The sequence below is a fragment of the Paraburkholderia sp. CNPSo 3274 genome (assembly GCF_024206475.1).
GTDB lineage: Bacteria > Pseudomonadota > Gammaproteobacteria > Burkholderiales > Burkholderiaceae > Paraburkholderia.
In genome coordinates, this window is the sequence record NZ_JAMBPR010000015.1 from 80,669 (window position 1) to 93,354 (window position 12,686).

The window sequence follows — 12,686 nt, forward strand, 5'->3', positions numbered from 1 at the left end:
CCAACTCTCAGACTGAAGGAATCACGCATGAAGATTCACGAGTACCAGGGTAAGGAAATCCTGCGGAAATTCGGAGTCGCGGTCCCGCGCGGCACCCCGGTGTTTTCGGTGGATGACGCGGTCAAGGCCGCTGAAGAGCTGGGCGGCCCGGTTTGGGTTGTCAAGGCGCAGATTCACGCTGGCGGCCGAGGCAAGGGCGGCGGCGTGAAGGTTGCCAAGACGCTCGAGCAGGTCCGCGAATACGCGAACCAGATCCTCGGCATGCAGCTCGTCACGCACCAGACCGGTCCGGAAGGCCAGAAGGTCAACCGTCTGTTGATCGAAGAAGGCGCTGACATCAAGCAGGAACTGTATGTCAGCCTCGTCGTTGATCGCGTGTCGCAAAAGATCGTTCTGATGGGTTCGAGCGAAGGCGGCATGGACATCGAAGAAGTTGCCGAAAAGCATCCGGAACTGATCCACAAGGTCATCGTCGAACCGTCGACCGGTCTGCTCGACGCCCAGGCCGACGACCTCGCCGCGAAGATCGGCGTGCCGGCTGCTTCGATTCCGCAAGCCCGCGCCATCCTGCAAGGCCTGTACAAGGCATTCTGGGAAACCGACGCGTCGCTGGCTGAAATCAACCCGCTGAACGTTTCCGGCGACGGCAAGGTCATCGCGCTCGACGCGAAGTTCAACTTCGACTCCAACGCGCTGTTCCGCCACCCGGAAATCGTCGCTTACCGCGACCTGGACGAAGAAGATCCGGCTGAAGTCGAAGCCTCGAAGTTCGATCTCGCGTACATCTCGCTCGACGGCAACATCGGCTGTCTGGTGAACGGCGCAGGCCTCGCAATGGCCACGATGGACACCATCAAGCTGTTCGGCGGCGAGCCGGCGAACTTCCTCGACGTGGGCGGTGGCGCCACGACCGAGAAGGTCACCGAAGCGTTCAAGCTCATGCTCAAGAACCCGGACCTGAAGGCGATCCTCGTGAACATCTTCGGCGGCATCATGCGCTGCGACGTGATCGCGGAAGGCGTGATCGCCGGTTCGAAGGCCGTGAACCTGAAGGTGCCGCTCGTCGTGCGCATGAAGGGCACGAACGAGGACCTCGGCAAGAAGATGCTGGCCGAATCGGGCCTGCCGATCATCTCGGCAGACAGCATGGAAGAAGCCGCGCAGAAGGTTGTCGCGGCTGCCGAAGGCAAGTAATTTTCACCGGACACGAATGGCGTGGTGCCGGCGCGAACACCGCAACGCAAGAAGCGGTCTGGTGCGACGCATGACGCCAAACGAACAGAGGTCAATACATGTCGATTCTGATCAACAAAGACACCAAGGTCATCACGCAGGGCATCACCGGTAAGACCGGTCAGTTCCACACCCGCGCTTGCCGTGAGTACGCGAACGGCCGTGAAGCGTTCGTCGCTGGCGTGAACCCGAAGAAGGCCGGCGAAGATTTCGAAGGCATTCCTATTTACGCGAACGTGCGTGAAGCGAAGGACGCCACCGGCGCGACCGTTTCGGTCATCTACGTGCCGCCGGCAGGCGCTGCTGCTGCGATCTGGGAAGCCGTCGAGGCCGACCTCGATCTCGCGATCTGTATCACGGAAGGCATTCCCGTCCGCGACATGATCGAAGTCAAGGACCGTATGCGCCGCGAAGGCCGCAAGACGCTGCTCCTCGGCCCGAACTGCCCCGGCACGATCACGCCGGACGAGCTGAAGATCGGCATCATGCCGGGTCACATTCACCGCAAGGGCCGCATCGGCGTCGTGTCGCGTTCGGGCACGCTGACGTATGAAGCGGTTGCCCAGCTGACCGCGATCGGCCTCGGCCAGTCGTCGGCAGTCGGTATTGGCGGTGACCCGATCAACGGTCTGAAGCACATCGACGTCATGAAGATGTTCAACGACGATCCGGATACGGACGCCGTGATCATGATCGGCGAAATCGGCGGTCCGGACGAAGCGAACGCCGCCGAGTGGATCAAGGACAACATGAAGAAGCCGGTCGTCGGCTTCATCGCGGGCGTCACGGCGCCTCCGGGCAAGCGCATGGGCCACGCCGGCGCGCTGATCTCGGGCGGTGCGGATACGGCCGACGCGAAGCTGGAAATCATGGACGCGTGCGGCATCAAGGTCACGCGCAACCCGTCGGAAATGGCCCGTCTGCTGAAGTCGGTGCTGTAAATTCGAAATGCGCCGCCGGCCGCACATCATGCACGCGCGGGCGGCCAGCGTTTTTTGATATGCTTGCGGAATCCTTTCACGAGGTTTCCGAACAAAAGCGAGGGAGCCAGTCATGGCCTCCTCGCTTTTTTATTTGGCTCGCCGCTTGAGCCGCCCCTTCTGTGTTCCGGCTGAGTCTTCGTATCCATGCTCGAGTTTTTCGCGTCGCTCCATTGGAGCGCTGTCATCCAGATCATCGTCATCGACATCCTGCTCGGCGGCGACAACGCCGTGGTGATCGCGCTCGCCTGCCGCGACCTGCCTTCGCAGCAACGCATGCGCGGCATTCTGTGGGGCACCGCTGGCGCGATCGCGCTGCGCGTGGTGCTGATCGCTTTCGCCGTGCTGCTGCTGAACGTGCCGTTCCTCAAGTTCGCAGGCGGCCTGCTGCTGCTATGGATCGGCGTTCGGCTGCTCGCGCCCAGTCATCTCGAGCACGCCAACGTGAAGCCTGCCGACAAGCTGATGGGCGCGGTCAAGACGATCATCGTCGCCGACGCGGTCATGAGCCTCGACAACGTGGTCGCGATTGCGGGCGCTGCCGAAGCGGCCGATCCGCGCCATCGCATCGCGCTCGTGATCTTCGGACTGATGGTGAGCATTCCGCTCATCGTGTGGGGCAGCCAGCTCGTGCTCAAGCTGCTCGACCGCTACCCGGTGATCGTGACGCTCGGCGCTGCGCTGCTCGGCTGGATCGCGGGCGGCCTCATCATCAACGACCCCGCTGGCGACCGCTGGCCGCTGCTCGATACGCCCGCGGCCGAATATGGCATGTGCGTGGCGGGAGCCGTGTTCGTCGTCGCGCTCGGGTCCTGGCTCAGGCGCCGCAACGCGCGGCGCAGCGATGCGCAGGGGCCGCAGTCACACTGAGCGCGCATGGCTGTGCCATTACGCCTGGGCCATCTGGCCGACTGATGCGCAAAGCGGGCCGCCGATACGATCAAGACGCCTGTTCATGACTGTGAGCAGGCGTTTCTTGTTTCAGGAGCCCTGACGATGACCGTATCCGCACTTCCCATGAGCCCGCCGCCGCGCAACGGCTGCGCGTGTTTTGCCCGACTTTCGCGCCTCACAAGTCTTGCCGCCCGCTGGACTGCGCGCGGCTTCACGCTGATCGAACTGATGATCGTGCTCGCGATCGTCGGTGTGATCGCCGCTTACGCCATTCCCGCGTACCAGGACTACGTCGCCCGCAGCCGCGTGGGCGAGGGCCTGTCGCTTGCGGCTTCCGCGCGCCTTGCCGTGGCGGAGAACGCCGCGAGCGGCAACGCGTTCGGCGCGGGCTATACGGTGCCGCCCGCCACGCGCAACGTGCAGGCGCTGCATATCGACGACACGACCGGTCAGATCACGGTTGCTTTCACCTCGCGCGTGGCGCCCGCGGGCAGCAACACGATCGTCCTCGTGCCCTCGGTGCCCGACAACGCCGATGCGCCCACCGCGCGCGCCGCGCTCGCACAGGGCAGCGTGCAGGGCGGCACGCTTACGTGGGAGTGCTTCGCAGCGGGCAAGACGGCTTCGTCGCTCGACGCGCCCGGCGCGGGCCCATCGCCGGTGGACGCCGCAACGCTGGCGGGCAATCTCGCGCCGCCGGAGTGCCGCGCATAAGGTTTGCGCGTAGGTGCGGGGGCAACGGTGAGCGCTTTCAAGCGCACTCGCGCAGCGCATGTGGATGCGACCCAACCGGCCGCACCCGCACAGCGGGGGAAAAGTTTTGTATAGTGCCCCGTTGCTGAACGCCCCCGCCCAACCATGCCTTCCAATTTTGCGCGTTACCTTACGTTCGTCTTGCTGGCCCTCGCGTTGACGCTGCCGTATGCGGTCGTCAACCACACCTATCCGATTCCCACTTTCTACGCGGAATTCGTTGCACTGACACTTTATGTGCTGATGGGCGCCGCGACGTTGCTGCTCGTTCGTCCGGCGCGCACGGGCGAGGGCTTCGCGTCGCCCACGGTCGCGCTCGTGCCGTTTTTCTTCGGCTTGCTGCTGATCGTGCAGACGTTCGCACTGCCGCTTGCGGAGCCTTCGATGAACTGGCTCGGCGCGGGTTATCTGCTCGCCGCCTTCCTCGCGACCCACGCCGGCTACACCATCACGCGCGCGCGCCTCATGCAGTCGGCGCTCGTGTGGGGGGCGTTCGCGCTGCAGTTCGGCGGCCTCTTCGCCGTGTTCAGCCAGGTGATCCAGCTCTTTCACCTGGAAGCGAAGGTCACGCCGCTCGTGGTGGCGTACAACATTACCGTCGATCGCCGGCCGTTCGGCAACATGGCGCAGGCCAATCACCTGGCCAGCTATATCGCCTTCGCGATGGCGGGTGCGATGTACCTCGTGCTCACGCGGCGTCTGAACATCCTGCTCTGGGGCGTGCTGACCGCGATCTATTCAGGTGGCCTCGCGCTCACGGTGTCGCGCGGGCCGTGGCTGCAGATGGGCGTGATTTTCGTCGCGGGTCTGTGGATCGCGCTCACGGGCTGCCGCAGCGAAGCAGGCGAGGGACGCAGTGCGAGCGCGCAAGGCCGCGCATCGGCGGCGGGCTCGGGCCGCAAGGCCAGCGCCGTGCGCGCCTGGATCCTCCCTGTCGTGCTCGTGCTGATCTTTTTCGGCATGAACGCATGCGTGCGCTGGGCCAACGTCCACTACGGCCTGGACCTTGCGCAGTCGGCCGCCGAGCGCATGAAGGACGCCAGCCAGATCGCGCCGCGCCTCGCGCTGTGGCGCTACGGCTGGACGATGTTCAAGTCGCATCCGGTGCTAGGCGTTGGCTGGGGCGATTTCCCGGTGCATCAGTTCGAGCTGGTGCGCTCGCTTGGCGGCGTCGAGATCGCCAACAACGCGCACGATATCTTCCTCGACCTGCTTGCGAAGACCGGCCTCGTCGGTCTTGCCATCGTCGTGATCGGGCTCGTCGCGTGGTTCGTGCGCGGGCTGCGCGCGCCGCACACCGCCGAGCGCGTGTTTGGCTTCATGCTGATCGGCGTGCTCGTCATGCATGCACTCGTCGAATATCCGCAGCAGTACATGTTCTTCCTGCTGCCGGCGATGTTCGTGTTCGGCCTGCTGGAGACGAAGCCGCTGCGTGTCGTGCCGTCGCGCGTCTCGCTCGGTGCGTATGCGGTGGTCGTGTTCGGCGGCGTCGCAGCGCTGTACCCGGTGCTGCGCGACTACAACCGCGCCGAGGTGCTGTATTACGGACAGCACCCGGCGCGCGATTACGCCGCCGATCCTTCGCGCCTGTTCGGCGCATGGGGCGACTACGGCATGGCCACGTTGTTGCCAATGAACACCGCGAGCCTGTCGAGCAAGCTTTACGCGCACCAGCGCGCCATCGCGCTGCTGCCCGGAGAGACGGTGCTGCGCCGCTACGCGATTTTGCAGGCGCTGGATGGCGATACGGCGGGCGCATTCGATACGGTGGAGCGCCTGCGCATTTTCGCCACGGAGTTGCACGACTGGCAGACGCAACTCGCTTCACTCTACGGCGTGCTCGACGAGCAGCCCACGCTCGCAGACTTCAGGGCGCAACTCGTCAAGAAATACGGGACGCCGGCGAAGTCGGTCGAACAAGACGACGAGGACGATTCGGAGGATTGAGCCTCGTGGCTCGTGCGTGAAGGGGCGGCGAGTCAGCTCGCCGCCGCGTTCTGCGCCGCAGCTCCGCCAATCAAAGCTCGGAGTATTTCGTGGCGCTGCCTTTCGCCTTCTCCACAGGGTAGCGCTGCGCGTTCAGCTTGAGCTTTTCCGCTGCCGCTTCGACCAGATCGATCCCGGCGGTATGCGCGACCAGCAAAAGGTAGAGGAACACGTCCGCGCATTCGTGCTTGAGATGTGTGAGTTGAGCGGGATCGGCGAGCTGTGCGTCGATCTGCGCATCGGTCTTCCACTGGACCGTTTCGAGCAGCTCGCCTGCCTCGATGCTCGTGGAGACGATCAGGTTGCGCAACGTGTGAAACTGTTGCCAGTCGCGCTCGTCGCGGAAGGCCAGCACCTGGGCGAGCAGTTCGTCGAGCGTCATGGCGTCAACGCTCCGCTACCCAATCCCCCGACTTTCCGCCGTGCTTCTCCAGCACGCGTACGTCGGTGATCGTCATGCCACGGTCCACGGCCTTGCACATGTCGTAGACGGTCAGCAGTCCGACCTGCACCGCGGTCAGCGCTTCCATCTCCACGCCTGTGCGGCCGAGCGTTTCCACCTGCGCCGTGCAGTGAACCCCGGGCAGCGTTTCATCGAGCGCGAAGTCCACTTTCACGCGTGTGATCGCGAGCGGGTGGCACAGCGGAATCAGATCCGAGGTGCGCTTCGCCCCCTGGATCGCGGCGATGCGCGCGACGCCGATCACGTCACCTTTTTTCGCGTGGCCGTCGCGGATCAGCGCGAAGGTTTCCGGCAACATGCGGATCGTGCCGCTCGCGAGCGCAATGCGCTTGGTCTCTGCCTTGCCGCCGACATCGACCATATGGGCGTCGCCGGCTGCGTCAAAATGCGTGAGTTCAGGCATGGTGGGTTCTTCCTTGAGGGGTACCCATCTTAACAGTGCGGCACGCCGCGCTTTCCAGGCGTCTTGCCGGGCCGCAAGGGTTGTAAGGCGGGCTACAATTGATTGGTGAGCTCAAGCGAGCGCAGGCGGTCCGCACCGGGCGCGCCGCCGCGCCAGTGTTCCGCATTCCCCGATCCTGTCATCAATGCGTCTGAAACGGCTGCTTGCTGCATGGTTGTGCGTGTCGCTCGCGTTTTCGCCGCAAGCGTACGCGCAGGCGTCGAATGCCCCCGTGCTCAATCTCGGCGCGGCCTCGCCAACTGCCACGAAGCCCGTCCCGGCCCCCTCCGGCTTCGCACCCAATGCAGCCAATGCGCCCAATGGGCCCAATGGGCCCAATGCGGCGCCCGCACTCGTCAGCGGCCCGTTCGACGACGCGGCGGATCCTGTCGTCCCCGCCTCGATCGCGCAGGGCGTGTTCGGCACTTACGGCGGCGCGCAGAGCCGCTTTTCGGCGCAAGGCCAATCAGGCGCAACTTCCTCGTCTTCGAGTGGCAATACCAGTGTGCGCGCCCCCGCCTGGGTGCCGCAACTGCCCGACCTCGGCGACGGCTCAGGCGGCGCGCTCACGCCGCAGGCCGAGCGCCGTATCGGCGAGCGCGTGATGCGCGAGATTCGCCGCGACCCCGACTATATCGGCGACTGGCTCGTGCGCGACTACCTCAATTCGGTCGCCGCGCGCCTCGCGGCGGCCGCGAGCGCGCAGTTCATCGGCGGGTATCGGCCCGACTTCGATCTATTCGCGATCCGCGACGGCCAGATCAATGCGTTTTCGCTGCCGGGCGGCTTCATCGGCGTGAACTCGGGGCTCATCGTCGTCACGCAAACGGAATCCGAACTCGCCTCCGTGCTCGGTCACGAAATGGGCCACGTATTGCAGCGGCACATCGCACGCATGCTTTCGGAGAGCGAGCGCACGGGTCTTGCCGCGCTGGCGGGCGTGCTGTTCGGCATTCTCGCGGGCGTGCTCGCGCATAGCGGCGACCTGGGCGCCGGGATTGCGCTCGGCAGCCAGGCGTATGCCGTGGATAGCCAGTTGCGTTTCTCGCGCGCCGCGGAGCACGAGGCCGATCGCGTGGGCTTCCAGCTGCTCACGGGCGCAGGCTACGACCCGTGGGGCATGGTGGCGTTTTTCGAGCGGCTCGAGCGCGATTCGATGGAAGACACGGGCGTGCCGGCCTACGCGCGTACGCACCCGCTCACCGGCGAGCGCATCGCCGACATGCAGGACCGCGCGCGCCGCGCCGCTTACCGCCAGCCGCGCCAGGCACCCGAGTACGGTTTTGTGCGCGCACGCGTGCGTGTGCTTCAGGACCGTACGCGCAATGAGTACATCGACGAGGTTTCGCGTTTGCGCTCGGAGCTCGAGGACCGTACGGCGCTCAACGTTGCCGCGAACTGGTATGGCATTGCCTGCGCGCAGATGCTGCTGGAGCGCTACGACGACGCCACGGCGTCGCTCGCGAACTCGCGCGCGGCGTTCGCACAGTTCGAGGCCGCGGATGGCAGCAAAACACGCAACTCGCCGAGTCTCGACGTGCTCGCGGTGGATATCGCGCGCCGCGCAGGCCGCACCGACGACGCCGTGCGGCTGGCCGAGGCCGCGCACAAGGCGTGGCCAGGCTCCCACGCGGCTACCGATTCGCTGCTGCAGGCGCTGATCGCGGCGCGACGCTTCAAGGAGGCGCAGACGCTCGCGCGCAGCGAAACCGAGGCCGAACCGCAGCAAGACGCATGGTGGCTCTATCTGGCGCAGGCGAGCGCAGGACTCGGCGACGCGCTCACACAGCATCGGGCGATGGCGGAGAAGCTGGCGCTCGACGGCGCCTGGCCCTCGGCCATCCGTCAGCTCAAGGAGGCGCGCGACATGAAATCGGTGGGCTACTACGATCTTTCGACCATCGAAGCGCGCCTGCACGACTTCGAAGCGCGCTACAAGCAGGAGCGCCAGGACGAGAAGGATGAGGGCCGCGGCTGAGCCGACGTTCAGTCTGCGGATGCAGGCGGCGTGCCGCTCGCGCTGTGCTCCGCGGCCTGCGCTTCGCGCTCGGCGCGCGCCGGGCTCGGCACGAAGGCAAAGCGCGCGCTCACGTCGGCGCGCTCGATCGGCTGCAGCGGCAGCGCGGCGCCGGCGCGCCAGTGGAACGTGCCGCTCCCGGCGTCGTCCGCGAGCGTGGCGTGGTCGGTGAAGAGATCGAGGTCGTGGTCGTGCAGCAGCGCCGCGCGCGGCGGCGTGCTCGCATCGGCAAAGATCACGCTGCCGGCTTCGTCGAGGTAGGCGGCCACGGGCTCGAACCCTTGACCGCCCTGATCGGTGAGCGTCAACGCATCGCCGCCGCCGTCATGACCCGTGGCGAGACGCACGATCCACGGCGTGTATTCGAGCTCGACGTACACGCGCTGCGGCCCGTTCTGGAAGTACCACTGGCCATGTTCATCGCGCTCGTAATTGCGGTTGATGAAGCCAAGCAGCGCTTCGTGGCGGATCGCCGTGCCGGGTGCGTTCTGCGCCTGGGCGGCCTCGTCGCGCATGCGCCAGTTGCCGCGTGCGTCGAGCAGCAGCCAGCCCGTGCAATGCGGGACGTTGGGCCAGCGCGCGAGCGCCTGTTTGACGATGTCATCCATGAGAGAGGAAAGGCGAGAGATAAGTGAACACGCGCTGTGCGAGCCAGTCGCTGCGGCCGGGGAACGGTCCCGTCATGAAGCCGACGTGGCCGCCGTGCGCGGGCTGATCGAGTTCGACGGCGGCGCTCACTTCGTGGCGCGCGGGCAGCGCGCGGCCCGGCAGGAACGGATCGTTGCGCGCGTTCAGAATGAGCGTGGGGACGGCGATTTCGCCGAGTTTCGGGCGGATCGTCGCCTGGGTGTAGTAGTCGTGGGTGTCGCGAAAACCGTGCAGCGGCGCCGTCACGACATTGTCGAATTCGTACATCGTGCGGCTGGCGAGGACGGCTTGCGCATCGAAAAGGCCGGGGTACTGCTCGAGTTTCTGGAGCGCCTTCGCCTTCAGCGTCTTCAGGAAGCTGCGCGTGTAGACCATGCCGAAGCCCTGCGTCAGCATTTCGCTGCCGGCATGCACGTCGAGCGGCGTGGAGATCGCGGCGGCGGCCGCGACGATCGCGGCGTCTTCGCGACGCTGCGCGAGCCAGTGCAGCAGCACGTTGCCGCCGAGCGACACGCCCGCGACGACGAGTGGTCCTGCGTGGCGGGCGGCAAAGCGGCGCAGCACCCAATCGGCTTCGGCGGAATCGGCGAGATGGTAGAAGCGCGGCAGCAGGTTCAATGGACCGCTGCAGCTGCGAAAGTGGGGGATTGCCGCATGCCAGCCGCGCGCGTGCGCGGCGGCAGCGAGCGCGCGCGCGTAGTGGGAACTCGAGCCGCCTTCCAGGCCGTGGAACAGGACGAAAAGCGGGGCGTTGCGGACGTTGTGTGAATCCGCACCGGCATGCTTGCCGTCCAGCCAGTCCACTTCGATGAAGTCGCCATCTGGTGTGTCCCAGCGCTCGCGCCGGTAGGCGGGCGCGGGCAGGCGCGAGAAGAGCGCCGGCACAATGGTCTGGATGTGCGCACCGGGCAGCCAGAACGGCGCGCGGTAGTCGTTGTCGTAGTTGGCGCCGAGCAGGGCAGTCTGGGCCTCGAGCGCGGCCGCGACGCGGGCTGCCTCGCCGGGCCTGCTGGTGTCGTCGGTCGTACTCATTACTGCCCCCTGCTTTGCGCCCTTATATCAGTGCAGCGCGCCCTGGCCGTGGCGCAATTTGGCCGAGAACTGGGTGGCTGCGTCGTCGGGCATGCGGCTCGCGTGAATGTGCGCAATGCGCCACTCGCCGCGCTCGTGAACCATCACGTAGGTCGTGAAGACCATGGTGGGAATCGCGCTGGGATCGACCGGGCGGTGCGCTTCCACGATCGCGTAGACCACGGTGCCGAGGCTGTCGTACACGCGGATGTCGAGCGGCTCGATTGACACCGGCGCCGCTTCGAGCTGCGCGGCGAGGCCCGAGCGGATGCTCGACAGGCCGTGCAGATGCGCACCTTCCGCCGTGATGCAGCTCACGAACTCTTCATCGATCCACAGACCCATCAAGCTGTCGATGTTGACTTCCGCGACGGCCTGGTAGTACGCGTTGAGGGTGTCCGCGGCGGCTTCGAAGATGTGGGCAAAACGTGGCATGGCTCGTTGGTCTTGTGCGCTCGGTGTTGCACTCTGCGTGTACCTGGGCGCGGGTTGGCGATTGATCGGTTGCGTCGCTTCGCGGTTGTCGCTGCGTGCCGCGCGTTTGCCGCGAGCATGCCGCTTTCGCGAGACAGGCCTGTGACGTGCTCCGATGCGGCGCTTCGGTCCCTCCCGCGCCTCGATGCCTCTATTGGGCGCGCGCAACGCGCATGGCGTCCGTTGCGTAACGCACATCCATTTGTGTGCGCGATGTTTTCAGCGTGGCAGGCGGCACATAGCCGCCTAACGCAGCCTAACGCCGCCTGGCGATGCTCAATGCTTATCGCTGCCCGAGCAGCATGCCGCGCAGATCGCCGAAAACCTGCTCCGGGCTCAGTTCGCGCAGGCAGTTCAGATGCCCAAGCGGACACTCGCGCGCAAAGCAGGGACTACATTCGAGATGCAGCCATTGTACCTTTGCAAGCTCGGACAAGGGCGGCGTGTGGCGCGGATCCGTCGAACCGTACAGCGCGACGAGCGGCCGGCGCAGCGCGGCGGCCACGTGCATCAGGCCCGAATCGTTGGTCACCACGGCGTTCGCGCGCGAGATCAGCGCGCACGCCTCGCCGAGCGCGGTCTGCCCGCAGAGGTTGCGCACGTTCGGCGCGCGATCGGCAATGGCCTGGGCGAGCGGGGCGTCCTTCGGCGAGCCGAGCGCGATGATCTGCGTGTACGGGAATGACTGACCCACCATCTTCGCGAGTGCCGCGAAATGCTCGGGCGGCCAGCGCTTGGCAGGGCCGTACTCGGCGCCGGGGCAGAACACGAGCAGCGGCACACGCGTATCGAGATTGAAGCGCGCCGACACACGCGACGCCTCGTTCGGGTCCGACTCGAGGCGCGGCATCGGCAGGTCGTCCGGCACGGTCGCGCCGGGCGCGTAGGCGAGCGCGGCGTAGTGCCCGACCATCGGCGCTCGCTCGTCCTTCGGCGGATTCGCATGGCGCACGTTCAAGAGGCCGTAGCGGTTCTCGCCCGTGTAGCCAATGCGCAGCCCGATATTGGCGAGCCACGGGATCAGCGCGGACTTGAGTGAATTGGGCAGCACGTAGGCGGCGTCATAACGCTCGGTGCGCAAATCGCCCGCCAGTTGCCAGCGGCGCAGCAGTTGCAGCTTGCCGTGGCCGAGGTCGGTGGCGTAGACGTCGCGGATCTCGGGCATGCGCTCGAGCACGGGCGCAACCCAGGTTGGCGCGAGCGCATCGATCTGAATGCGCGGGTGCAGTTTCACGAGCCGCGAAAAAAGCGGCTGCGCCATCAGTGCGTCACCGATCCAGTTCGGTGCGATTACCAGCGCGCGGCGCATCAGGAGTCAGGTTCCGGAGAGGGTGAAGGTTGCACGTGCGGCGCGCCCGCCTGGGGTCGGCTCGAGGCCGGCTTGGGGGCGATCAGGCCGCGCGCGAAACACGGTTGGGAAAATGGCGACGAGCCGCGCGCCGGTGAACGGGCGGCGGCAAGACGTATAGACGCGCCGCCGTTCGCACGGCGGCGCGCCGCGAGTGAGGCGAAACGCGTCAGTGGCCGTGGACGACCTCGCCCGCGCGCAGCTTGTAACGCGTGCTGCAGTACGGGCACTTCGCTTCGCCGTGCGTCACGTCGAGGAACACGCGCGGGTGGTTGCTCCAGCGCGGCATCGACGGATTCGGGCAGTAAGCGGGCAGATCCTTGGCCGAAAGTTCGACCAGCGGCATTTCCTTGATTTCGCTCATGAGGACGATTCTC

The 12,686-nt window shown here is 66.1% G+C and carries 13 protein-coding genes; 6 read left to right on the top strand and 7 right to left on the bottom strand.

Annotation, left to right across the window (positions count from 1 at the left end; all coding sequences use genetic code 11):
- Nucleotides 1–27 precede the first annotated feature (27 nt).
- The 5 genes from sucC to M3I54_RS12880 all read left to right on the top strand — a co-directional run bounded on the left by sucC (nucleotide 28) and on the right by M3I54_RS12880 (nucleotide 5,807).
- Complete coding sequence (gene sucC / locus M3I54_RS12860; RefSeq protein WP_254336362.1) at nucleotides 28–1,194, top strand: ADP-forming succinate--CoA ligase subunit beta; 1,167 nt, start codon at nucleotides 28–30, stop codon at nucleotides 1,192–1,194.
- A gap of 98 nt (nucleotides 1,195–1,292) precedes the next feature.
- Nucleotides 1,293–2,174, top strand: coding sequence for a succinate--CoA ligase subunit alpha (gene sucD, locus M3I54_RS12865; protein ID WP_254336364.1), 882 nt, complete (start codon nucleotides 1,293–1,295; stop codon nucleotides 2,172–2,174).
- Nucleotides 2,175–2,360: 186 nt separating this feature from the next.
- A complete protein-coding gene (locus tag M3I54_RS12870; RefSeq protein WP_254336366.1) occupies nucleotides 2,361–3,083 on the top strand; it encodes a TerC family protein in 723 nt (240 codons plus the stop codon).
- A 126-nt stretch (nucleotides 3,084–3,209) separates the two neighbouring features.
- Nucleotides 3,210–3,821: a pilin gene (locus M3I54_RS12875; protein ID WP_302058941.1), complete on the top strand. Its 612-nt coding sequence runs from the start codon at nucleotides 3,210–3,212 to the stop codon at nucleotides 3,819–3,821.
- Nucleotides 3,822–3,965: 144 nt separating this feature from the next.
- Entirely contained in the window at nucleotides 3,966–5,807 is a 1,842-nt protein-coding gene (locus tag M3I54_RS12880) for a Wzy polymerase domain-containing protein (RefSeq protein WP_254336368.1), read from the top strand.
- Nucleotides 5,808–5,877: 70 nt separating this feature from the next.
- On the opposite strand, the gene M3I54_RS12885 is transcribed toward M3I54_RS12880, so the two are convergent.
- Both M3I54_RS12885 and moaC read right to left on the bottom strand, forming a co-directional pair.
- Nucleotides 5,878–6,228 carry a nucleotide pyrophosphohydrolase gene (locus M3I54_RS12885; protein ID WP_254336370.1) on the bottom strand — a complete coding sequence of 117 codons (351 nt, stop codon included), beginning with the start codon at nucleotides 6,226–6,228 and terminating at the stop codon, nucleotides 5,878–5,880.
- 4 nt (nucleotides 6,229–6,232) lie between these two features.
- Entirely contained in the window at nucleotides 6,233–6,712 is a 480-nt protein-coding gene (gene moaC, locus M3I54_RS12890) for a cyclic pyranopterin monophosphate synthase MoaC (protein ID WP_254336372.1), read from the bottom strand.
- Nucleotides 6,713–6,896: 184 nt separating this feature from the next.
- Here moaC and M3I54_RS12895 point away from each other — a divergent pair, with 184 nt between their 5' ends.
- Nucleotides 6,897–8,729 (top strand): M48 family metalloprotease, encoded by a 1,833-nt coding sequence (locus tag M3I54_RS12895; RefSeq protein ID WP_254336374.1) that lies wholly within the window; start codon nucleotides 6,897–6,899, stop codon nucleotides 8,727–8,729.
- 8 nt (nucleotides 8,730–8,737) lie between these two features.
- Here M3I54_RS12895 and M3I54_RS12900 read toward each other — a convergent pair whose 3' ends face one another.
- From M3I54_RS12900 to M3I54_RS12920, 5 genes are all read right to left on the bottom strand, one after another.
- Entirely contained in the window at nucleotides 8,738–9,376 is a 639-nt protein-coding gene (locus M3I54_RS12900; RefSeq protein ID WP_254336376.1) for a DUF2946 family protein, read from the bottom strand.
- On the bottom strand, nucleotides 9,369–10,448 hold the full coding sequence (locus M3I54_RS12905) for a YheT family hydrolase (protein WP_254336378.1): 1,080 nt from the start codon (nucleotides 10,446–10,448) through the stop codon (nucleotides 9,369–9,371). Before M3I54_RS12905 ends, M3I54_RS12900 begins: the two co-directional genes overlap by 8 nt.
- Nucleotides 10,449–10,475: 27 nt before the next feature.
- On the bottom strand, nucleotides 10,476–10,922 hold the full coding sequence (locus M3I54_RS12910; RefSeq protein WP_254336380.1) for a nuclear transport factor 2 family protein: 447 nt from the start codon (nucleotides 10,920–10,922) through the stop codon (nucleotides 10,476–10,478).
- A 322-nt stretch (nucleotides 10,923–11,244) separates the two neighbouring features.
- Nucleotides 11,245–12,270, bottom strand: a complete 1,026-nt coding sequence (waaF, locus tag M3I54_RS12915) for a lipopolysaccharide heptosyltransferase II (RefSeq protein WP_254336382.1) — start codon at nucleotides 12,268–12,270, stop codon at nucleotides 11,245–11,247.
- 208 nt (nucleotides 12,271–12,478) lie between these two features.
- Complete coding sequence (locus tag M3I54_RS12920) at nucleotides 12,479–12,673, bottom strand: zinc-finger domain-containing protein (protein ID WP_028205950.1); 195 nt, start codon at nucleotides 12,671–12,673, stop codon at nucleotides 12,479–12,481.
- Nucleotides 12,674–12,686 lie beyond the last annotated feature (13 nt).